At 28.0% G+C, this 22,339-nt stretch carries 17 protein-coding genes and 1 tRNA gene; 12 read left to right on the forward strand and 6 right to left on the reverse strand.

Going from position 1 to position 22,339, the window contains the following annotated elements; all coding sequences use genetic code 11:
• Positions 1-27 precede the first annotated feature (27 nt).
• Positions 28-300 (forward strand): hypothetical protein, encoded by a 273-nt coding sequence (locus QIA31_RS01725; RefSeq protein WP_418905277.1) that lies wholly within the window; start codon positions 28-30, stop codon positions 298-300.
• A 72-nt stretch (positions 301-372) separates the two neighbouring features.
• Positions 373-1,962, forward strand: a complete 1,590-nt coding sequence (locus QIA31_RS01730; RefSeq protein WP_301394461.1) for a glycerol-3-phosphate dehydrogenase/oxidase — start codon at positions 373-375, stop codon at positions 1,960-1,962.
• A gap of 71 nt (positions 1,963-2,033) precedes the next feature.
• Here the strand turns inward: QIA31_RS01730 and QIA31_RS01735 are convergent, their stop codons facing one another.
• The 3 genes from QIA31_RS01735 to QIA31_RS01745 are packed head-to-tail and all read right to left on the reverse strand — an operon-like array spanning position 2,034 to position 4,095.
• Positions 2,034-2,528 (reverse strand): YaaR family protein, encoded by a 495-nt coding sequence (locus QIA31_RS01735; protein ID WP_301394013.1) that lies wholly within the window; start codon positions 2,526-2,528, stop codon positions 2,034-2,036.
• Positions 2,515-3,069 carry a bactofilin family protein gene (locus QIA31_RS01740; protein ID WP_301385524.1) on the reverse strand — a complete coding sequence of 185 codons (555 nt, stop codon included), beginning with the start codon at positions 3,067-3,069 and terminating at the stop codon, positions 2,515-2,517. Before QIA31_RS01740 ends, QIA31_RS01735 begins: the two co-directional genes overlap by 14 nt.
• Positions 3,070-4,095, reverse strand: a complete 1,026-nt coding sequence (locus QIA31_RS01745; RefSeq protein WP_301394014.1) for a M23 family metallopeptidase — start codon at positions 4,093-4,095, stop codon at positions 3,070-3,072. It abuts the gene before it with no gap.
• Positions 4,096-4,291: 196 nt separating this feature from the next.
• On the opposite strand from QIA31_RS01745, the gene rdgB reads away from it, so the two are divergent.
• The 7 genes from rdgB (at position 4,292) to QIA31_RS01780 (ending at position 13,159) form a co-directional block, all read left to right on the forward strand.
• On the forward strand, positions 4,292-4,897 hold the full coding sequence (rdgB, locus tag QIA31_RS01750) for an RdgB/HAM1 family non-canonical purine NTP pyrophosphatase (RefSeq protein ID WP_301385525.1): 606 nt from the start codon (positions 4,292-4,294) through the stop codon (positions 4,895-4,897).
• A 120-nt stretch (positions 4,898-5,017) separates the two neighbouring features.
• The gene (gene pepF, locus QIA31_RS01755) at positions 5,018-6,790 is read left to right on the forward strand and encodes an oligoendopeptidase F (protein WP_301394015.1); all 1,773 of its coding nucleotides are present in this window, start codon (positions 5,018-5,020) and stop codon (positions 6,788-6,790) included.
• A gap of 13 nt (positions 6,791-6,803) precedes the next feature.
• On the forward strand, positions 6,804-7,508 hold the full coding sequence (gene pcsA / locus QIA31_RS01760) for a phosphatidylcholine synthase (protein ID WP_301385527.1): 705 nt from the start codon (positions 6,804-6,806) through the stop codon (positions 7,506-7,508).
• A complete protein-coding gene (locus QIA31_RS01765; RefSeq protein ID WP_151059922.1) occupies positions 7,505-8,119 on the forward strand; it encodes a DedA family protein in 615 nt (204 codons plus the stop codon). Before pcsA ends, QIA31_RS01765 begins: the two co-directional genes overlap by 4 nt.
• Positions 8,120-8,139: 20 nt before the next feature.
• Positions 8,140-8,224, forward strand: a tRNA-Leu gene (locus QIA31_RS01770).
• 94 nt (positions 8,225-8,318) lie between these two features.
• Positions 8,319-10,841, forward strand: coding sequence for a leucine--tRNA ligase (gene leuS, locus QIA31_RS01775; RefSeq protein WP_301394016.1), 2,523 nt, complete (start codon positions 8,319-8,321; stop codon positions 10,839-10,841).
• Between the two features lie 14 nt (positions 10,842-10,855).
• Entirely contained in the window at positions 10,856-13,159 is a 2,304-nt protein-coding gene (locus QIA31_RS01780) for an efflux RND transporter permease subunit (RefSeq protein WP_301394017.1), read from the forward strand.
• Here QIA31_RS01780 and lon read toward each other — a convergent pair.
• On the reverse strand, positions 13,148-15,568 hold the full coding sequence (gene lon / locus QIA31_RS01785; RefSeq protein WP_301394018.1) for an endopeptidase La: 2,421 nt from the start codon (positions 15,566-15,568) through the stop codon (positions 13,148-13,150). The genes QIA31_RS01780 and lon overlap by 12 nt on opposite strands.
• 276 nt (positions 15,569-15,844) lie before the next feature.
• Between lon and recJ the strand changes: the two genes are divergently transcribed.
• The 3 genes from recJ to rpsU are packed head-to-tail and all read left to right on the forward strand — an operon-like array spanning position 15,845 to position 19,135.
• Entirely contained in the window at positions 15,845-17,971 is a 2,127-nt protein-coding gene (gene recJ / locus QIA31_RS01790; protein ID WP_301394019.1) for a single-stranded-DNA-specific exonuclease RecJ, read from the forward strand.
• Positions 17,964-18,908, forward strand: a complete 945-nt coding sequence (locus QIA31_RS01795) for a M23 family metallopeptidase (protein ID WP_301394020.1) — start codon at positions 17,964-17,966, stop codon at positions 18,906-18,908. The genes recJ and QIA31_RS01795 overlap by 8 nt, the downstream gene beginning before the upstream one ends.
• Before the next feature lie 14 nt (positions 18,909-18,922).
• Complete coding sequence (rpsU, locus tag QIA31_RS01800; protein WP_151059928.1) at positions 18,923-19,135, forward strand: 30S ribosomal protein S21; 213 nt, start codon at positions 18,923-18,925, stop codon at positions 19,133-19,135.
• 41 nt (positions 19,136-19,176) lie between these two features.
• Here rpsU and QIA31_RS01805 read toward each other — a convergent pair whose 3' ends face one another.
• A complete protein-coding gene (locus QIA31_RS01805; protein WP_301394021.1) occupies positions 19,177-21,528 on the reverse strand; it encodes a DNA translocase FtsK in 2,352 nt (783 codons plus the stop codon).
• Positions 21,529-21,531: 3 nt separating this feature from the next.
• On the reverse strand, positions 21,532-22,326 hold the full coding sequence (locus tag QIA31_RS01810) for an undecaprenyl-diphosphate phosphatase (protein WP_301394022.1): 795 nt from the start codon (positions 22,324-22,326) through the stop codon (positions 21,532-21,534).
• Positions 22,327-22,339: the final 13 nt, after the last annotated feature.

Raw genomic sequence — 22,339 nt, forward strand, 5'->3', positions numbered from 1 at the left:
TAACAAAAATATATTGGAGACAAAATTATGAATAATTTATTTGATTTTTCAAAACTAAAACAACATATAATAAAAATGTATGGTAGGCAAATAAATCGATTATACGAACAACTATTAATTAAATTTTTTCATCTATATCCGCTATACATATACGGATCTAAGAAATACCCTATCTATACTTTGCAAAAAGGGCACAATTCATTGAAGAAAATACAAAAAATGTTTAATAAAATATTAAATAAAAATCACAAAAAATTAAAAAGTTTACTAATGCAATTGGTTTATAACGCTATTCAATAAAATTAAAACAAATGGTCTTTGCGAATTTCTCAAATCTAGCATTTGATTAAAAAAGAAGAGAAATTAACTAAAATGGAGGAATATTTAAATTTCATGAATAATAACAAAGAAACAAAATTAAAAGATTTGGAAAATCAAGAATTTGATCTTATAATCATTGGGGGAGGCGCAACAGGTCTTGGAATCGCAGTAGATGCAATCACAAGGGGATATAAAGCAATACTTATAGAAAAATTTGATTACGCAAAAGGAACTTCCTCTAGATCAAGTAAATTAATTCACGGTGGGGTAAGATATTTAGCTCAATGGAATATTTCTTTGGTTAAAGAAGCTTTACACGAAAAAGCCGTTCTTGAAAAAAATGCACCCCATTTAATTAACGAATGTGCATTTATTACTCCTATTTATAATATTTTAGAAATACCCTATTATTATTTTGGATTAACTTATTACCACAATCTCATGGGTAAAGAAAAATCTACTAAATACAAAACTAAATTACTATCAAAAAAATCTACCATTGAAAAAGCCCCTAATATTAAAACAGAAGGCCTTAAATGCTCTGTCTTATATTATGATGATTCATTCGATGATGCTAGAATGGCAATAACATTATTAAGAACCTTCACCGAAAAAGGGGGCATTGCCCTTAACTACACAGAGCTTAAAAAATTTAATAAGGAAAATGGAAAACTTTCAGGAATTTCAATACAAAATAAATTATCAAAAGAACAAATTTCATTAAAAAGCAAATGTATAATAAACGCAACAGGAATATTTTCAGATGAAATAAGAAGACTAGATGATGAAAAATCTTTAAACATTATCAAGCCTTCCCAAGGTAGCCATTTAGTAATCAAAAAAGACAAATTCCCTCCAAATCATGCAATATTAATACCCAAAACTAGTGATAATAGAATTTTATTTGCTGTTCCTTGGTATGATGGGGTTGTTTGTGGAAGCACCGACATTCCAATACAAGAGATAGAAGAAGAACCTAAAAGATTTGATGAGGAGATTGACTTTATAATAAATAATTTAAACAACTATTTAAATATTAAAATAGAAAAATCAGATATAAAAAGCGTATATACTGGAATAAGGCCATTAATAATGGATCCAAAAGCTGAAAGAAACACTTCAAAAATTTCAAGAAATGAAAAAATATTTATTTCGGATTCAAATCTTATTACAATAGCAGGGGGAAAATATACTACATATAGAAAAATGGCAGAAAAAACCTTGCTCAAGGCCATAGAAAAAAATTTAATACCAAATTACCCACCAACTACAGAAGATTTAAAGCTACATGGCTACCTTAAAAAAGAAGAGGTAATAAAAATTCCTGAACCTTTTAAAGCTTATGGTAGTGACTTTGAAATTCTAAAAAATATGGAAGGGTTTGATAAAAAGATACACGAAAACTTGGATTTAAATGAAGCTCAAATAACTTTTTCAATTGAATTTGAGCAAGCCAAAACTATTGACGATGTTCTAGCAAGAAGAACAAGATCGTTGCCCTTAAATCCTCAAGCCACAATTGAAGCTGCTCCAAAAGTTGCTGAAATAATGATGAAAAAATTAAATAAATCTGAAGAGTGGAAAAATGAACAAATAAAAGACTTTTTAGAAATAAGTAAAAAATATTTAATTAAAAATTAAATTAATTTTAACCATTAAACAAAGGGATTGTCAAACAATCCCTTTTTAATTTACAATGTTTTAAATCTAATTCACATTAGCAAATTCACAAGCAAACCTTGAATCTCTTCAATGCTATCTAAAAGTTTAATCTGGATCATTTGATTTTGTAAAACAGAATAGGCAAGTCTATCCAACTTGTCGTTAATAATCTTAATAATTCTATACTTGGGACGCTTAGGATCTCCTAAGCTACCCCCTTTTTGTTCTTTCAAACAAACAGAAGATGATATAATCATAGATATAAATTCTGAAATAACTTTTTTGTAAAAAATTACATTTTGCCTAGAAGGCTCACTCAAAAGTCTCTCACCAATCTCGTTAATTCCATCTAACATATTCTTAATCAAATCAAGATTAAATTCGCCATTTTCAAGTAAAATAAAATTCTGATCCTCTTTAACACTTTCAATCTGAAATACCGAAGAAAAAGCATTGCTCTTATCAAAAGATACTTTTTTGCCACCTTTTTTGCAATCTTTTGAATTAAGATTTAATGCCCTGGCAATCAAATTATTTACTTTCATCTATTTTGCTCATAACACTTGAAAAATATTTATTATCTTCATCTTCTAAAGGTTGAGAAGATTTTTTTTCTTCTTGATACTCCTTATTGATTTCAATTAAAAGATCTTCATTAACTTTATAAGAACCAGTATAAAAAAATGTATTTCTTTCGGGAGCTCTAAGATACTCAGCACCAATATCCATATATCCATCAATAATAGCGCCTTCTTCAACCTCAATTGACTTGCAAGAAATATTGCCAATAACACACCCTGACGCAAATATTTTAATCTTGCTTTTAGCATAAATATTGCCCACAACCATTCCAGAAATAACAAGCTCATTAGCATCAATACTAGACTTAACCCTTCCACTCTCTCCAATAATTACTCTTTTTGTAGAACTAATAGTACCCATAAAATCGCCATCAAGTCGAATAAAATTATTTGAAACCAAATCTCCTTTAAAAAAATCACCAACACCCACTATTGTTTTTATTTCATCAAAAATAAACACAGATGATTCTTTTTTTTCTTTTTTAACAGTCAAAAAATTTAACATCTATTTCGAAGCTCCTGTTGCTAAATTTAAATACATATCAGGATTAATAACTTGAGAACCTACACGAACTTCATAATGAACATGCGGACCTGTTGCATAGCCTGTCTGCCCCATAAATCCAATTATTTGCCCCTTTTTAACATAAGACCCTTTAGAAGTATTAAGACGCGACATATGTGCATAAAGAGTCGTAAGTCCATACTTATGCTTAATTTGAACAAAATTGCCATAGCCTGCTGATTGATAGCTTGCCCTAACAACCTCCCCATCAGCAGTTGCAACAATAGGAGTTCCAATTCTAACCCCCCCAAGATCTATGCCTTTGTGAATATACCATTGCCTAGTAAAAGGTTCAATAGCGGGGCCAAAATGCAAAGTAATAATTCCAGATCCACCCGCAAGAGGCCAAAGAGAAGGAATATCATTTAAAAGCTTATCCTGAGCGTGCAAAACCTTAACTATACTTTTAAGGGGGGGAATTGAACTTTCTATTTTACTTTTAATATTTTTAAGATCACTAAGCTCTTTTATTGAATTAGCTTCTAAAATTTGCAAATCAATAAAATCGGAAAGATCTCCATCTTGTTTATTTTTATTTAAATCAATATTATTAGAATTAATTTTCAAAGAGGTTTTAAGTTCATCTAAAATTTTGGAAAAGTTTTTAGCAACAGAATTGATTTCTACAACTGTATTTCTAAAATCTTCAATCTCAGATTCTGCTAAAGAATAATTTTTCTCTGTAGATTTCACAATTGAAGAGAGAGTGACATAGTTGACAGCAAGCAAAACAAATCCTATAAACCCGCCTAAAAAAAACGTAGAAAAGAAAAATAAAGTCAAAAAAGAAATTTTAATATTTTTTACATTTCCCTTAACATGGGGAATAATCATAAAACTAATATTTTGCTTAAAAAAAGAATGTATAACTTTAAGGGTTATAAATAAAGAATTATAAATAACCAAAAAAAACTTAAGAATTCCTTTAAAGCCTGAAATAATTTTAAATTTAATTCTTTTCTTCATAACAAACCTTACCAAAAATTACCACGCTCAAACAAAAAAATTAAAAATTTATTTTAAAACTTTAGACAAAAATCCAAATTTTTCGATAAAAACCTGGTACAAAAATATTTAATAAATACACATAATTAAAGAGAATAATACTTAAAAACCAATATAATTATACAATTAAACTCGCAAATACTTTATTATTATATAAATGAAAACACTATTTTTTGCAACAACAAATGAAAATAAAATAAATGAAGTAAAAAATATATTAGATATACCCAACTTAAAATTAATAGTCCCTAAAAATTTTAACATAAAAGAAACAGGAAAAACATTTAAAGAGAACTCTTTGCTTAAAGCAAAAGCACTATTTGAAATTTTAAATAAAAATCAAAATGTTTTTGGAGAAGATTCTGGATTGTGCATTAATGCACTAAACTTGGAACCTGGAATTTACTCTAAAAGATATGATACTTACAAGCTAAGTAAAAAATTAAACACCAATGAAAAAAATCAGCTTATTTTAGATTTAATGAAAAATGAAAAAAATAGACAAGCATATTTTATATGCAACATAAGCTATATATCAAAAAATAGCCAAATATCAAATTTTGAAGGAATTATTAAGGGAAAAATTGCCTTAAGTTTAAATAATGATAAAAACCATGGATTTGGTTATGATTCAATATTTTTAACTAAGAATAATAAAAAGCTTAGCGACCTAACACTTGAAGAAAAAAATAAAATATCCCATCGAGGAATAGCATTTTTAAAATTTAAAAAATTTTTATTAAAATCTTTATTCAAAAGTTGAACTTAAAGGCTTTTTATATATAAAGTTTAGACTTTATTGTAAAATAAAAACACAACGTTTATACAATTTCAATGTATTATTTATTTCTAAAAACAATGGAAAAAGGAAGGAGGAAGTTTAATGATAAATAGAAATGAAATCAATGAGAATGATAAATGGGATTTATCTTTTCTGTTTGCAAGTGAAGAAGAATATAAAAAGGCAATCAATGCTATTGAAATTAAAATCAAAGAATTTAAAAAATATGAAAAATTGGAATTAAATTTTGATTTGTTTAAAGTTTCTTTAAACAAATACTATGAAATTATGGAAGATCTAGAGAAGACCTCTTACTATGCAATGCTTCAATTAGAGACCGATGTAACCAATAAGGATTCAAATAAAATATATTCTATGTCCCTTAATTTAACTACAAAAGTATCTAATACCACCTCGTTCTTCATACCCAAAATACTAAAAGAAGATGCAAAAAAAATTCAAACTTGGATCAATGAACCTGAGCTTAAGGATAAAAAAATTGCAATTGAAAAAATACTAAGAGAAAAAAATCATATTTTAAGCGAACAAGAAGAAGAAATACTTGCCAATTACACCCCTCTTTACTCATCTTATCAAAAGATATTCTCAGCATTAACAAATGCTGATATGGAATTTGGAGAAATTAATGGACACCCTTTAACCAATTCCACCTACACACTGTTTTTACAAAACGAAGATCAAAAAATAAGAAAAGAAGCTTTTTTGAAATTTTATCAAAAATACAAAAACAATGAAAATACACTTGCAAATCTTATTATTTCAGACCTTAAAAAAAATCACTTCATTGCAAAGACAAGAAAGTTCCAAAATACTTTTTCAATGCAACTCTTTTCAAATAATATTAACAAAAAAGTTTATACAAATTTAATTGAAACTGTCAACGAAAATTTATCTGCGCTTCATGACTATTATGATTTTAGAAAAAAAGTTTTAAACCAAGAATATCTACATCATTACGATGTTTACGTACCATTAACAAAAGGAATAACATTTAAAAATTCGTTTGAAGAATCTTGTGAGAAAATATTAAAATCTTTAAAGATATTGGGAAATGAATATACAGAAATCTTAAGAAATGGCCTTTTAAAAGAAAGATGGGTTGATAAATATGAAAATACTGGGAAAAGATCAGGAGCTTTTAGCGCTGGATCATATAATGGAAAGCCTTATATACTTCTTAATTACAAAGACGAATCAATAAGAGATATGTTTACGCTTGCGCACGAAGCAGGACATTCAATGCACTCTTACTTTAGTATAAAAAACAATCCATTCCCGCATTATAATTATTCAATTTTTGAAGCAGAAATAGCATCAATAATTAACGAACAAATATTAGCAGAATATTTACTTAAAAACGAAACCGATATTAAAAAAATAAAATATATAAAACTCACACAAATTGACGACATGATTTCAACATTTTTTCGACAAACAATGTTTGCTGAATTTGAGTACATCATTCATGAAATGATTAGCAATGAAGAGCCTCTAGTAAAAGAAACACTAACAGAAACTTATATGAATTTGCTAAAAAAATACTTCGGACCTAGTCTAAAATTTGATAAATTAAGCCCCCTTGAATGCCTTAGGATTCCCCACTTTTATTCACCCTTTTACGTATATCAGTATGCTACAGGCATTGCAGCTGCTCTATCAATATACAAAGACATTAAAGAGAATAAAAAAGATGCAGTAGTAAATTATATAAAATTTTTAAAAACAGGTGGTTCTAAATATCCATTAGATTCCTTAAATATTACTGGAGTAGATTTAACAAAAAAAGCAACAATAAAAAACACTATTAACATTTTCAAATGTAGGCTTGAAGAGATAAAGCAAATATTCCAATAAAAGGAGATTTACTGTGAAAAATATCAATTTGATTTTAGCTTGGCTTGTACATATTTTTACAGCATCTGGTTTGATTGTAGGACTTTACTCAATAATTTCAATTGTAAATGGTGATTATTCTCTTCTTTTAAAGTTAATAGTAATAGGACTTATAATAGATGGAATTGATGGAACTATGGCAAGAAAGCTTAAGGTCAAAGAGTTAATACCTGAAATTGATGGTGCTCTACTTGATAACATTACAGACTACATAAACTATACCTTCATACCCGTTATATTTTTTTATTTAGGAGAATTCATTTCAGAAAAATATAAAGTCGCCATTTGCATTGGGATTTTACTCTCATCAGCATACCAATTCTCAAGAACAGATGCAAAAACAAGTGATAACTACTTTAGAGGATTTCCTTCTCTATGGAATCTCTTTGTAATATCAAACATAATCTTTAAAATAGAGCAAATAACAAATCTTATTATGATATCAATATGCATTATTATAAGCTTCATCCCGATAAAATTTATTTACCCGTCAAAAACTAAAGAATTAAGGAAAATTACCATACCAATAACAATAATAAGCTGCCTAATATTTGTTGTATCAATATTTTCAAAATTATCTACAACAGCGTTAAAAATAGCAAAAATAGTTCTTATCCTTTACTTTGTATATTTAACTTTAGCAAGCATATATTTAACCTATAAAACAAGAAATAAATGATAACAATGTATATAAACACAATAATAGAATCTATTGATTCAAACATAGCTTATTCTCCAATAGTATTTTTTTCTTTGTTAATCTTAGCAGGGCTTAATATTCCTATTTCTGAAGATGCAATAGTATTAATGGGTGGAATTCTATCTAGTCGAAAAAATGGATATACTGTATTAATATTTTTAGGAATTTTTTGGGGAGCCTATCTTGGAGACATAATATCTTTTTACATTGGGAAATTAATGGGAAATAAATTGTTTAAAAATAAAAAAGACAATAACCTGCTTGACAAAATAAATTACTACTATGGTCAATATGGGGTATTAACTTTATTTATAGGAAGGTTTATACCCTTTGGAGTTAGAAACGCAATATTTATATCAGCGGGAATGGGAAATATGAAATCCAATCTATTTATTGTTTCTGACTTTTTTGCAACTTTACTCTCAATACTGGTTTATTTTACTCTCAGCTTTAAACTAGGACAATCATTTGAAATAATATTTGCAAAAATAAAAGTAATTATCTTTGCAATATTTATTGCCATAATATCAACAGCAATAATAATATGCGTAATTAAGAAAAATAAAAAAGTTGACAAAAATTTAAAATAAAAAATATAATGGTTAATAGCGCTGTGGTGGTGAAAGTGGTAGACACGCTAGCTTGAGGGGCTAGTGGGCGGTAAGCCCATGCTGGTTCAAGTCCAGTTCACAGCATTAAATTGTTAGTAGCTTGTTAAATAAAATTAACTAAAATGCACTCTAGAGGAATGCTGGAGAATAAATTACAGATTAATTTTTAAGAGGACAAATGTCTAAATACGAATTCATAAAAATTGAAAAAAAATGGCAAGAATTTTGGGATAATAACAAAACGTACAAAGTAACAGAAGATCCAAGCATTCCCAAAGAAAAAAGATTATATATACTTGACATGTTCCCCTATCCTTCTGCTAACGGACTTCATGTTGGCCATCCAGAAGGATACACAGCTACTGACATATTTGGAAGATACAAGCTTTTGAATGGATTTCACGTACTTCACCCAATAGGATTTGATAGCTTTGGACTTCCTGCTGAAAATTATGCAATACAAACAGGAACTCATCCTAAAAAAAGTACAGAAGAAAATATTAATAAGTTTAAAAAACAAATAAAAGCTTTGGGATTCGCCTATGATTGGGATCGAGAAATTAGAACACATGACGAAAATTACTATAAATGGACACAGTGGATTTTCCTGCAATTATATAAAAAAGGCCTAGCTTATGAAAAAGAAATGCCTGTATGGTACTGTTCTGAACTTGGAACAGTATTATCAAATGAAGAGATTATTCAAACTCCAAATGGACCAAAATCTGAGAGGGGATTTTACAACGTCGAAAAAAAATATTTAAGACAATGGGTTTTAAAAATTACAAAATATGCTGAGAGATTGTTAAACGACCTTGAAGAATTAGAATGGCCTGAATCTGTAAAAGAAATGCAACGAAATTGGATTGGCAAATCAACAGGGGTTGAAATCGACTTTGAAATTGAAGGATACAATGATAAAATCAAGATCTTTACAACAAGGCCAGACACAATCTTTGGTATCACATATTTAGTAATCGCACCAGAAAACAAACTAATAGAAAAAATAACAAAAAACAACTTCAAAAAAAATGTCTTAAAATATGTAAGACAAGAAGAACTCAAAAGTGATCTTAAGAGAACCTCTCTTGAAAAAGATAAATCGGGAGTTTTTACAGGATCTTATGCACTTCATCCAATAACAAATGAAAAAATTCCAATTTGGGTTGGAAGCTACGTATTAGGAACTTATGGCACTGGAGCTGTAATGGGTGTTCCAGCACATGATGAGAGAGACTTTCAATTTGCTAAAAAGTATAAATTAAGAATTTTGCCCGTAATATCAAAATCGGGGGAAAATGAAGTATTAGAAAAAGCATTTATTAATGATGGAATTTCAATAAATTCTCCTAATGGGTTTAATAATCTTAAAAATTCTGAAGTAAAAGATAAGGTAATAGAATGGCTTACTAAAAATAAAAAAGGGGAAGAAAAAGTTACCTACAAGCTTAGAGATTGGATTTTTTCAAGACAAAGATACTGGGGAGAACCTATACCCATTTTGTTTGATAAGCTTGGAAATGCAATACCTTTAGAAAAAAATGACCTTCCCTTAAAGCTTCCAGAAATTGCAAACTATAAGCCCTCTAAAATGGGAGAATCCCCTTTATCAAGGATTAAAGATTGGGTAAACGTAAAAGATACAGGCTTTACAAGAGAAACAAACACAATGCCTCAATGGGCAGGTTCTTGTTGGTATTATTTGAGATACCTTGACCCTAAAAACCCAAAAGAGTTTGCAAATAAAAAAAAAATTGAATATTGGATGCCGGTTGATCTATATATAGGTGGGGCTGAACATACAGTATTACACCTACTTTACTCAAGGTTTTGGCACAAGGTTCTTTATGATCTAGGATATGTAAATACCAAAGAACCTTTTAAAAAACTTATAAATCAAGGCATAATAACCGCATTTTCTTATCAAAAAGAAACTGGGATTTTAATACCTAATGACCAGGTTATAGAAAAAGATAATAAATTTTTTGACAAAAAAGATAATAAAGAAGTAACCCAAGTAATTGCCAAAATGTCAAAATCTTTAAAGAACGTAATAAATCCGGACGATATTATTAAAGAATTTGGAGCAGATTCAATAAGAATTTATGAAATGTTTATGGGGCCACTAACAGATTCTAAACCTTGGAACACTAAAGGCATTATTGGTGTTTTTCGATTTTTAAACAAAATTTGGAATTTGAGAGAAAAAGAACTATCAAAAGACAATCCTCCAAAAGAAATAATATCTCAACTACATAAAGTAATAAAAAAGGTCACAGAAGACACAGAAAAACTAAACTTCAACACAGCAATCTCTGCCATGATGATATTTGTCAATGAGCTTCTAAAGTATGAAAAAAATTATTTGGATATATTTAAACCATTTGTCATTATTTTATCCCCGTATGCACCCCATTTAGCCGAAGAACTGTGGGAATATCTTGGAGAAACACCCAGTTTATTCAAAAATTCAAAATGGCCAAAATTCGATGAAAATCTTATTATTAAAAACAGAAAAGAAATTGTCTTGCAAATAAATGGAAAAATAAAAGATAAAATATTACTAAACAAAGAAATAGATGAAAAAGAGCTAAAAGAAATAGCAATGAAAAATAGCAAAATAAAATCAAACTTATTAAATAGAAAAATTGTCAAAATAATTGCAATTAAAAACAAACTTGTCAACATAGTGATAAAGTAAAGAAGAGGCATTATATGGACTTTGCAAGTCTAAGCATTAAATATAAAGGAATTATATTCACAATATTTATATTAATTACTACTTTTTTAGGATTTTTTTTAAAAAATCTTAAATTTGATGCGAACATCTTAAAACTTATCCCCAAAACTAAAGAAACTGAAAGCTTGATAGACATTGATAAAAGCAATTCACTTTTATCTACAATAGTAATATTTCAAGATAAAAAAAATATTTTCAATAAGAAAAATTTTGAAACAATAAACAGTGTAATCAATGAAATAACCAAAATTTTGGAAGTATCTCCAAATGCCGTAACAAGCATATTTTCTTATTTTCCACAATTTAAAAAAGAAATCTACACGGATAAAGACATAGAAGAAATAAAAAATAAAATAAAGTCAACTCCATTTGTAAAAAATACATTCTTAGGCAACTCAGAAAATTTAATATACTTTATAATAATTCCATCAGAGAGTGACAAAATTAATTTCAGTAGAAATTTAAAAACTGAACTTGATGCGATGGAAAAAACAATTAAAAAATATGAAACAAAAGATCTAAAATTGTATCTTACAGGAGATTTAATAGTAAGAGAAAAAATTTTAAACTACATGGTCGAAGACTTCAAAATCTTAGGCCCTCTTGCTACTTTTGTGGTAATAATTTCACTTTATCTTATTATAAAAAATCTAATTGGTGCATTAATTCCCATTTTTATTGCATTATTATCATTGATTTGGACTTTTGGAATTAAAGGGCTTGTACAATCCCCCATTACAGTGCCAGAAACTTCAATGATTGTTTTACTTATTTCAATCGGATGCGCTAATGCTGTGCACATAATAAATGGAATATTTAAATTAATAAAAAAAGAACAGCTTTCAAAAGAATCAATAAAAACAACAATTAAAAAGCTTAAAACACCCATCCTACTAACATCTCTTACAACTGCATTTGGATTCTTATCTCTTACAACCTCTTCAATTAATGCTTACAAAACAATGGGTATTTTCATGTCAATTGGAGTAATTATCTCAATGGCAATCTCATTAACCGTTTTACCCGGAATAATAACATTAATCCCATTTGCAAAAAAAAAGTCTCTTGCGAAACAAAAAGAAAATAAACCACATAAAATATTTTTCCTTGAAAAGCTTGCCAAAATAAATACACAAATAACAAAGTCTATATTAAAAAGAAAATATACATCCTCTATAATAGTAGTCATCATACTGGGAATTTCGATTGCGGGTCTTTTAAAAATAGAAATCAATTTTGATGAAAAAGATTACTTTAAAGAAAGCACAAGTGTAAAAAAAACATTAAACCTAATGCAAAAAGAAATGGGCGGAATATCGATTTTCAAAATAGAGCTTGAAGGCAATCCTGGTGAATTTAAAAATGCTAAAGCAATGCAAATCTTAGATTTGATTACAGATAAACTTGATGCATTTTCTGCAAAAACTCAATCCAGCTCTATTAATGGAATTTTAAAATTTACAAATTTCAAAATTAAAAAAGAATCCCCACTAGAGTACAAACTGCCTGAAAATAAAACCATACTAAACAAACTAATAAATTTAGTAGATAAAAGCGATTGGGCTAAAGACAATAAAAAAATGTACATTAATGATAATTGGTCATTAATATCTATCATGGTAAGAATTGAAGACAACTCAACCGAAGGAATAAAAAAATTTGAAAAATATGCTATTAAAACAATTAATGAACATATGAGAAATAATAAATATCATTTCTCAGGAGTATATGATAAGGTGCTAATAGCTAAAACAATGGTAAAAGAACAGGTTACGAACATTATAACAACTCTTGGATCAATAACACTGTTGCTTATGTTTTTCTTTAAATCTATAAAAACCGGAATAATTATTGCAATCCCAGTGGCATGGTCCGTGTTTTTAAACTTTGCCGTAATGAGATTATTTGGAATAACCTTAAACCCTGCAACAGCAACAATTGCGTCTGTAAGCATGGGAGTCGGAGTAGATTATTCAATTCATTTTTTCAATACGTTTATTTTAAAATACCGAAAAAGTCAAATCTACAAAAATGCACTACTTGAATCAATACCCAGCGTATTTAATGGAATCTTTGCAAATTCTATTTCTGTAGGAATAGGATTTTTAACCTTAACATTTTCATCCTATAAAATAATATCAACTCTTGGAGCAATAATTGCTTTTACAATGCTAACGACATCTCTTGCATCACTAACTCTTCTTCCATTATTAACTTATTTATTTAAACCTAGAGTAAAACTAACCTCAAATAGCAATTTAAAAAAATTAAAACAATAATTTAATGACCTCGCGCATATTATCTACAAGATAAAAATTAATACCACTCTTAATGTTAATAGGAATCTCTTCTAAGTCGACCCTATTTGCTTGAGGCATAATGATGTGCTCCACGCCGCTACGCTTTGCTGCAATTATTTTTTCTCTAAGCCCCCCTATCATCATCACATTTCCAGTAAGAGAAAGTTCTCCTGTCATAGCCAAATGAGGTCTCACAACCTTATTAAGAGCAAGAGAAATAAAAGCACTAGCTATTGTAATTCCTGCAGAAGGCCCATCTTTTGGGGTAGCTCCTTCTGGAATATGTAGATGGATAATATTTTTTTCAAAAAAAGATTTGCTAATATTTAAATCTTCTTTAATACTATTAACATAAGTATAAGCAATATTAGCGGATTCCTTCATAATATCCCCAAGCCTGCCTGTTAATTTAATCCCACCCACCTTGGACTCCGTCTTTACAGTTTCAATCATTAAGGTCGAACCTCCATAATTTGTCCAAGCAAGACCCATTACCATCCCAGAATACATAGCATTTGGCATACTTTCCTTTCTGAAAACAGGTACACCAACATATTCTTCTAGATTGTCATTAGAAATTTGATAGGATTTAACCTCAGTGTTTTCAACAAGCTTTCTTGCAACCTTTCGTACAATTTTGTTCAAATATTTTTCAAAATTTCTCACTCCATTATCTCTTGCATACTCTTGAGCAATTTGAACAAGAGCTGAACTTTGAAATTTTAAAGAATCTTTATCAACTCCATTTTCACTTAAAACTTTAGGAATTAAATACTTTCTTGCAATCTCTATTTTTTCGTTATCAACATATCCAGAAATTTCAATAACCTCCATTCTATTTAACAAAGGTCTTGGTATTGTTTCAACAGAATTAGCGGTTAAAATAAAAAATACATTTGAAATATCAAAAGGAAGGTCAAGATAATGATCTCTAAATTTAACATTCTGTTCGGGATCTAAAACTTCAAGAAGAACTGAAAAAGGATCCCCATAATTTGAAGCAGAAATTTTATCCACCTCATCAATTAAAAAAACAGGAGAATTTGTCTTAGTAATTCTTAATCCTTGAATAATTTTGCCAGGCAAAGCACCAACATAAGTTCTTCTGTGCCCCTTAATCTCTGATTCATCGCGCATTCCACCAACAGAAAATCTAAAAAACTTGGTTCGCAAAACCTTTGCAATAGCTGCCCCAATAGAAGTTTTACCAACACCAGGGGGTCCAACCAAAAGAATAATAGCCCCTTTTTGGGTCTTTCTTAACTTAAGAATTGAAATATATTCAATAATTCTATCCTTAACTTCGGTCATCCCATAATGAGTTTTATCTAAAATTTTTTTAGATTTTTGCAAATCTAATTTATCAAAGTTAATTTTCAAATCTCGCCAAGGAAGCTCAGTAATAAGTTCAAGATAATTTCTAATAACAATATATTCAGGCGAACTTGTTTCAAGAAGTGAAAATTTTTCCAACTCTTTTTCAACTACCTCCAAAGACTCTCCTTTTAAATCTAAAGCCTTTAGCTTAGTTTTAAGCTTTTCTAAATCACTGTTTTTTTTATCACCTATGCCAAGTTCAGCTTTAATAGCTTTAAGCTGCTCTTTTAAAAAGAACTCTTTTTGTTGCTTCTCTAATCTCTCCTGAATACCTTTAGCAATTTTATTTTGAATTTCAATTAAATTAAGCTCTTCATAAATTAGCTCTAAAACTTTTTTAAGCCTATCTTTTACACTTAAAGTTTCAAGAACTATTTGATGATCACTTTTTGAAGATGAAATAGTACTAGCCACAATATCACATAATTTCCCTTTATCTTCAATATTAACCATATTTAATTGAACTTCTGGCATTTTTCTATGGGAGAATATCTCTTTAGTTCTAAGCAAAATACTACTGTAAACTGCCTTTGATTGAATATCGTCTTTTCTAACTGGAATTTGCTTTAAATAGTCAATCTCAATTATAGGAAACTTGTCGTTAAGAACAACTTTAACAAATTTAATCCTATCAAAAGTTGAAACAAATATGTTATAACCACCATCTGGAAGATTAATTTTTTTTATTATCTTCCCAGTAACTCCAACAGAATAAATATCTTTACTATAATCAATAATTAATTTATGTTGATCATTATTATTGTTTTTTTCTAAAAATTTATCATTCAAAACAAACAAAGCAATGATTCCATTACCTTTCATGGCATAATCGATTGCTTTCATATCAGAATCAGAAATTATAACAATCGGAATAAACATCCCTGGAAAAACTGGATGGGAAGGAACCGCTATTAAAGGCACTCTTGCGGGTTTATTAGAATGGGGCAAAATACCAGCTACAATTTTTTCCTTCTTTTTATCCCCTGACTTAGCTTTTTTAAATTCATCCATAAAATTCGAAATCTCCTAGGCTAATTATAACAAAACAAATATTTTATGGAAATTCATTTAATAATATTTTTTTTTATTATAAAATAATGAAATGAGAACTTGTAAAGTTAAAATTATGAACATGAATTTGAATTATAGTGAAAATTATAATCCACTAAAACTGTTCCATTCAATAACAAACACAATGTCTATTAGTTAAAATTAATTAATCTATGGTAAAGCTAGTAAAGAAGAAGCCTTGAAAAATCGATTAAAAAATCAATCCTAGAGAAACAAATGAAAATTTGGAAACAAAAAGAAACTAATATACAAAACCAAGAATTAACTCACATTGCTAAGAAATATAATATCAATCTTTTTGAAGCGACTTTGCTTATAAAACGAGAAATCAAAGAAGAAGATTTCATGTTTTTCCTTGAAGACAGCGTAAATTTATTACACAACCCATTCTTATTAAAGAATATAGATAAATTTATAAAAAGAATTAATAAAGCAATCAAAGAAAATGAAAACATATTAATATTTGGAGATAAAGATGCTGATGGAATTACAGCAACAATAATAATGTATGAAACTCTTAAAGATTTTGGACTTAATGTGAGTTATAAAATACCTTCAAATGGAGAATTTTATGGACTTTCAAACGAATTAATCAACGAAAGCATAAAACAAAAAATATCTTTAATAATAACCGTTGATAATGGCATCTCTAGTATTGAAGAAATAGATTATGCAAATTCAAAAGGAATAGAAATAATAATCACAGACCACCATCTTCCAAGTGAAGATTTTAAAACTGAAAGCATAGTTATAAATCCTCATCTAAAAGAGGACAAATATCCATTCAAAGAAATAGCAGGATGTTGTGTTAGTTTTAAAGCTTGTCTTGCTCTTAGCATGTCCTTTACGGATCTTTATTCTAAAAACCTTGTATTTTTATTTTTAGAAAAAACAAAAGATGAAATTATTATTCATGCAATAGAAATAAATAACTATATTTTAAAACAATATCTAAGATTAAATAATAAGAATGACCCTTTAATTAACTTAAACAAACTAGAAAAATTTGTACAAAACAAATACATAGTAATCTTTAACAAAGAAGATCAGGAGCAATTATTTAATAAATACTTTGGAAGAAGTATAAATATAAACACAATTGATATTAGTGAAAATTTTATAAAAAAATACCCAAATTTTAGAAAAAAAACATTAAAAGACATAATCCAAGTAACTAAATATTTTAAATATAAAAAAGTCGAGATTAAAGACAAACTTTACTACATATTTTACAATATACTTTTCGAAAGTAACAAAAATTTACTCCAAAAATGTTTAAAAAAACTTAGCTTTGTTGCAATAGGAACAATTGCAGACAATATGCCTATTATTAATGAAAACAGAATAATCCTAAAAGCAGGTCTTAAAGAAATTGCACTAAGAGAAAGAATGTCTATTAATTATTTATTAAAAGATGCAAACATATTAACAAAAACAAATATAACTTCAATAGATATCGCATATAAAATTGCACCAATACTAAACTCAACAGGCAGACTTGAAAAAGCAGATATTGCAATAAATTTTTTACTAACTAACAACATTAACCAAATAGAAAATAAATTCCAAGAAATAAAAAAAATCAACGAGCTAAGAAAATATAAAGAAGAAAAAGCTTGGAATTCGCATAATAAAAATATTATTTTAAAAAACGATAAATTCATAGTTTGCTATGATAAAAATACCCCAAAAGGAATAAGTTCCAGAATTGCAACCAGACTTTCTGCTTACTACCAAAAAGTTGCTATTTTTTTAACAAAGCAAGATAATATTATTAAAGGATCAATTAGGTCAAACAATAAAATCAATTCAAAAGAACTAATATCAATAGTACCTTCTCATTTAGTAATAAATTCAGGGGGACATAAAGCTGCCGCTGGATTTACATTGCATGAAAATTTACTCGAAGACTTTATTAAAGAATTAGAACGTGCAACTACAAAAGTTGAATATGAAAATACTGATAAAAACGAATCAATATTAATAGATGCTATTCTTCCAAAGAATTTAACAAAAGATTCTCTTTTTAAAACAATAGAAATACTTGAACCTTATGGATATGAATTTAGAGAGCCAATATTAATGATGGAAAATGTTTACCTTGAAGAACTAAAAATAATTGACAAAAATCATAGCTCAAAACATATAAATATGCGCATTAAATCACAAAAAGATTACTATAAAGCTATTTTTTTTAACGGAACAAAAAAAATAGAAGAATTAAAGATAAAAGAAGATCAATATTTAGACATCATTTTTACAGTTGCTGAAGATTTCTACTGCCCGAGAGAAAAAATTTTAAAAATCATAGACATAAAAAAGAGTGCTCAAGCCAATGTATAAAATACAAAAAACATTACTTATATTTTTAATTCTGGGAATAGAAAATATAAATTCAGAAATAACAAATACTATTCCTAAAGTCCAATATAAAAAAGAGGCATTTCAAGGGGATTACATATACTTTGCAAGTAATAATAACTTTAAAAAGTTGTCACTTTTAAGCATAAATAAAACTCCAATAATAAGTTCTTCTCCATTCAAATTTACAGTAGGAAGCAAAACTTACTACATAGCATTTATAGGAATTACACCAATGATAAAAGAAGGAAAAAGAAAAATTAAAATAGAATTCCGAAATAAAAGCTATGTCAAAGAAATAGAAATAAAAAAATTTAACTTCAAAAGAACAAAAATTAGTTTTAACAAAGAAAAAGCCAGACTTATTACCCAAAAAAAATCAATAAAACAACAAGAACAAGCTTTGGTATTATGGAATATTATTGGAAATATTGGAGACACAACAATATACCACTACGACGCTTTAGTTAAACCAATAAAAGATCAATACATCATAACAAGTCAATATGGAGATTTAAGGCTTTATATGCAAGGTAACAAAAAAATTTCAAATTATACAATGCACAATGGAATTGATTATGCACCATTTAAAAGGGAAAATACTCCAATTTTTGCTGCTGGGAAAGGAAAAGTTGTATTTGCGCAAAATAGAGAACTAACGGGCAATACCCTTATAATACAACATCTGCCGGGTATATTTACAATTTATCTTCACCTTTCAAAATTAGGAATAAGTGAAAATAAAATAGTTAATGCTGGTGAATGTATTGGACATACTGGAAATACAGGCCTCTCAACAGGGCCTCATTTACATTTCGAAGTAAGAATGAATGGCATAGCAATAAACCCGGATTTTCTTTTAAATGGCATGCTTATTGACAAAAATAAAATAATCAATAATATTAAAAGAATAGAGTAAAAGGAGGTAATTTTTTGGTAACAGTCACTGTGGACAAAAATGAAAATCTTGAAAAAGCATTAAAACGTTTTAAAAGAATGATTGAAAAAGAGGCAATTATTCGCGAATGGAAAAGAAGAGAATATTATGAAAAACCATCCACAATACGAGTAAAAAAGGAAAAAGCTTTTAAAAGAAAACAAGCAAAAAAAGTAAGAAAATTAAAACAAAAAACTAATAGTAGATAGATAGCAAGAGATGTTCAAATGGATATCTCTTTACTTTTAAATTAAATTAATACCTCTCTTGGTTTTGATCCATTAACAGGGCCTACATACCCCATATCTTCCATAATTTCAATAATTCTAGCTGCCCTATTGTAGCCTATCTTTAACCTTCTTTGAAGATAAGATGCCGATGCCTTTTTTGTGGCTTTAACAATCTCAAGAGCTTCATCAAACATTGGCTCATCAGAAGGTCCAAGAGCAACTAAATCTGGCTCTTTTGTACTATCAATAAATATTTCATCATCAATATAATTTGGAAAACCGAATTTTTTAACCTCTTCAACAAGCCTGTAAACTTCTTTTTCCTTTAAAAATCCACCTTGAATTCTTTGAGGAAAAGGATTTAAAGAGCTAATATAAAGCATATCTCCCTTTCCTAAAAGCTTTTCAGCGCCAGAAGATCCAAGAATTATTCTTGAATCCATAGAGCTGGCTACCATAAAAGAAATCCTTGAAGGAAAATTGGCTTTTATTACCCCAGTAATAACGTCAACTGAGGGTCTTTGGGTCGCAAGAACCAAATGAATTCCAACAGCTCTAGCCATTGCAGCAAGCCTAGAAATTAAATTTTCCAAATCTTTTCTTGCAGAAAGAATAAGATCTGCAAATTCATCAATAATTATTACAAGATATGGCAAGGTCATTAAGTTCAAATTATCATCTTTTATTTTTTTATTATAAGAAGAAATATCTCTTACCAATAAATTATCAAGAAGCACATACCTTCTCTCCATTTCATCAAGACACCATCTAAGAGCTTCTAAAGCTCTTTTTACATCTGTAATAACTGGAGTTAATAAATGAGGAATATCATTGAAAAGCTTAAGCTCAACTATTTTGGGATCTATCATAATTAATTTCACATCATCTGGAGATTTTGAAAAAATAATTGAAGCAATTAAAGAATTCACACAAACTGATTTACCTGCCCCAGTTGCACCAGCTATTAATAGATGTGGAGAATTAACAAGGTCAAAAACAATATTTTCACCACTAATCTCCTTTCCAAGAGCAAAAGGAATTTTAAAATCACCTCTGAATTCCTTGCTGTCTATTATCTCTGAAATTAAAATAAACTCACGTCTTTTATTAGGAATTTCAATTCCTACAGCTTCTCTGCCGGGAATTGGAGCAATAATCCTAACCCTAATAGCTGCAAGCCTTAAAGCAATATTATCAGAAATAGAAGTAATCTTAGAAAGCTTAATTCCCTTATCTGGACGAATAGCATACATTGTCACAACAGGGCCTTTAATAATATCAATTAATTTAGCATTAATATTAAACTCTTTTAATGTCTCCTGGAGAATAATTGATTGCTTTTGAATTTCTTTATCATATTCAATATCTTCTACATCATTTTTAATTTCTTTCTGGTCAAAAACTGAAATATCAATAACATAAGAATCACTTTTTTTATTCAAAACTACATTTTCATTATAAACATGAGGAATTGCAACCTGACTAATTATACCTTTAGTCCTTATTTCACTAGCCTTAACCTTTCCACTAATAATTAGCTTATTATCTTCAAGATTATCAAAATATTTATACTCACAAGACTCATCAATTTTATCTGCATTTAAAGCATTATCATTTAAAGTCTCTTCATTTTCAAAACTTGCTTCTTCGGAATCTGAGCTTTCAAAAACAGTTTTATCTAAATTAACATCAGAAGGTTTTTTATTATTTCTTAAAAAAGCACTAAATGACCATAAAGCTTGATATTCCTCATCATTAATAATATTCTTTTTCTCATCAAGAACTTGAGAATCTTTTAAATCCTCTACACAATCCCCATAAACTTTAATATCTTTTTTTACATCTAATGAATTTGAAAAGGGGAAATAACTTAATATATTTTCAAACAAAATTTTGATCTTAAACTCTAAAAATTTAAAAGTATCTAAAATAAAATTAACATTTTTGAAAAAAACAAAATTCAAGTAAATCCAAACAACAAATTCTAAAATCAAAAGAATAAAAATAAAAAAATTTCCAAGTATCGTACCAAAATTAATAAGAAAAATCTTAATAAGATAAGATTTTTCAACATTAGAATTAATTTTTATTAAAAATATTAAAGTAAAAAACAATATTACGGTATAATTCCAATTAAATATAAACCTTTTAGTAAAAATATGTTTTTTATAAGCGTACCAATTAACAAGTGGATAAATTACTAAATAAAATGACAAGAATGAAAAAACATTAAGAAGTATTTGTCCTATTAAATTGAAAGCAAAAAATATAAATATATTATTCAAAGGGGTCAATGCTACAAAAAGAGAAAAAGAAATAACCGAAAGCATAAAAAAAAACAAAAATTGAAAATACTGGTAAAAATCTTTCATATTCTATAAAAAATAACAAACTGTAATTGAAAGTACAAACAAATATATTGAAAAACAATATAGTTTTTTGTTATTAAGCATTTTAAAAAATAAATTTATTGAAAAAATGCCAACAACAAAGGCAACCAATGCTCCTAAGTTTATTTCAAAAAAATTTAAAACCATAAAAATATCATAAAATTCTTTATGTTTTAGCAAAATCGCTCCAAAAACTATTGGGATTAAAGACAAAAATGAAATTTCAAATGCACTTTTTCTATTAAATCCAATAGCTACCGCAGAAAATATTGTAACTCCAGAACGAGATATTCCTGGAAGCGCACCTAAACCTTGCATTAGCCCCATAAAAATTCCTACTAACAAAATATTGCCTTTAAAATCAATTTTGAAAAAATTAAATTCCAGCATCAAGATTAAAATCCCTGTTATAATAAAATTAATTAAAATAAAAGGTAATGTAAGCATTCTCTCGTATTTTGAAATAAAAGTTCCAACAACTCCGGTAACAATAGTTATTATTAATAATAGCAATATTAATTTTAAATTTGTTAAATCAGATTTATCAGTTTTTCTTAAAGAAAATCTAATAAAAGTTAAAAAAAGCTCTAAAATCCTTTGACGATAGTAAATAATAATTACTAAAACTGTTGCAAGGTGTAAATAAATATCAAATATTATTGGGAGCTTTAAATGCATAAAATGCCTAAAAAGCAATAAATGTCCCGAGCTAGATATTGGTAAAAACTCTGCAATGCCTTGAACAATACCTAAAATGATTGCTCTTAAAATATTTATCATTAACTGTTCCAAT

Origin of the sequence: [Borrelia] turdi (genome assembly GCF_030439285.2) — a bacterium.
Taxonomy (GTDB): domain Bacteria; phylum Spirochaetota; class Spirochaetia; order Borreliales; family Borreliaceae; genus Borreliella; species Borreliella turdi.

Excerpts from the sequence above, each read along its gene's own strand:
- QIA31_RS01725 (WP_418905277.1), top strand. The coding sequence starts at position 28 with ATGAATAATTTATTTGATTTTTCAAAACTAAAACAACATATAATAAAA.
- QIA31_RS01730 (WP_301394461.1), top strand. The coding sequence starts at position 373 with ATGGAGGAATATTTAAATTTCATGAATAATAACAAAGAAACAAAATTA.
- QIA31_RS01735 (WP_301394013.1), bottom strand. The coding sequence starts at position 2,528 with ATGAAAGTAAATAATTTGATTGCCAGGGCATTAAATCTTAATTCAAAA.
- QIA31_RS01740 (WP_301385524.1), bottom strand. The coding sequence starts at position 3,069 with ATGTTAAATTTTTTGACTGTTAAAAAAGAAAAAAAAGAATCATCTGTG.
- QIA31_RS01745 (WP_301394014.1), bottom strand. The coding sequence starts at position 4,095 with ATGAAGAAAAGAATTAAATTTAAAATTATTTCAGGCTTTAAAGGAATT.
- rdgB (WP_301385525.1), top strand. The coding sequence starts at position 4,292 with ATGAAAACACTATTTTTTGCAACAACAAATGAAAATAAAATAAATGAA.
- pepF (WP_301394015.1), top strand. The coding sequence starts at position 5,018 with ATGATAAATAGAAATGAAATCAATGAGAATGATAAATGGGATTTATCT.
- QIA31_RS01765 (WP_151059922.1), top strand. The coding sequence starts at position 7,505 with ATGATAACAATGTATATAAACACAATAATAGAATCTATTGATTCAAAC.
- leuS (WP_301394016.1), top strand. The coding sequence starts at position 8,319 with ATGTCTAAATACGAATTCATAAAAATTGAAAAAAAATGGCAAGAATTT.
- QIA31_RS01780 (WP_301394017.1), top strand. The coding sequence starts at position 10,856 with ATGGACTTTGCAAGTCTAAGCATTAAATATAAAGGAATTATATTCACA.
- lon (WP_301394018.1), bottom strand. The coding sequence starts at position 15,568 with ATGGATGAATTTAAAAAAGCTAAGTCAGGGGATAAAAAGAAGGAAAAA.
- recJ (WP_301394019.1), top strand. The coding sequence starts at position 15,845 with ATGAAAATTTGGAAACAAAAAGAAACTAATATACAAAACCAAGAATTA.
- QIA31_RS01795 (WP_301394020.1), top strand. The coding sequence starts at position 17,964 with ATGTATAAAATACAAAAAACATTACTTATATTTTTAATTCTGGGAATA.
- QIA31_RS01805 (WP_301394021.1), bottom strand. The coding sequence starts at position 21,528 with ATGAAAGATTTTTACCAGTATTTTCAATTTTTGTTTTTTTTTATGCTT.
- QIA31_RS01810 (WP_301394022.1), bottom strand. The coding sequence starts at position 22,326 with ATGATAAATATTTTAAGAGCAATCATTTTAGGTATTGTTCAAGGCATT.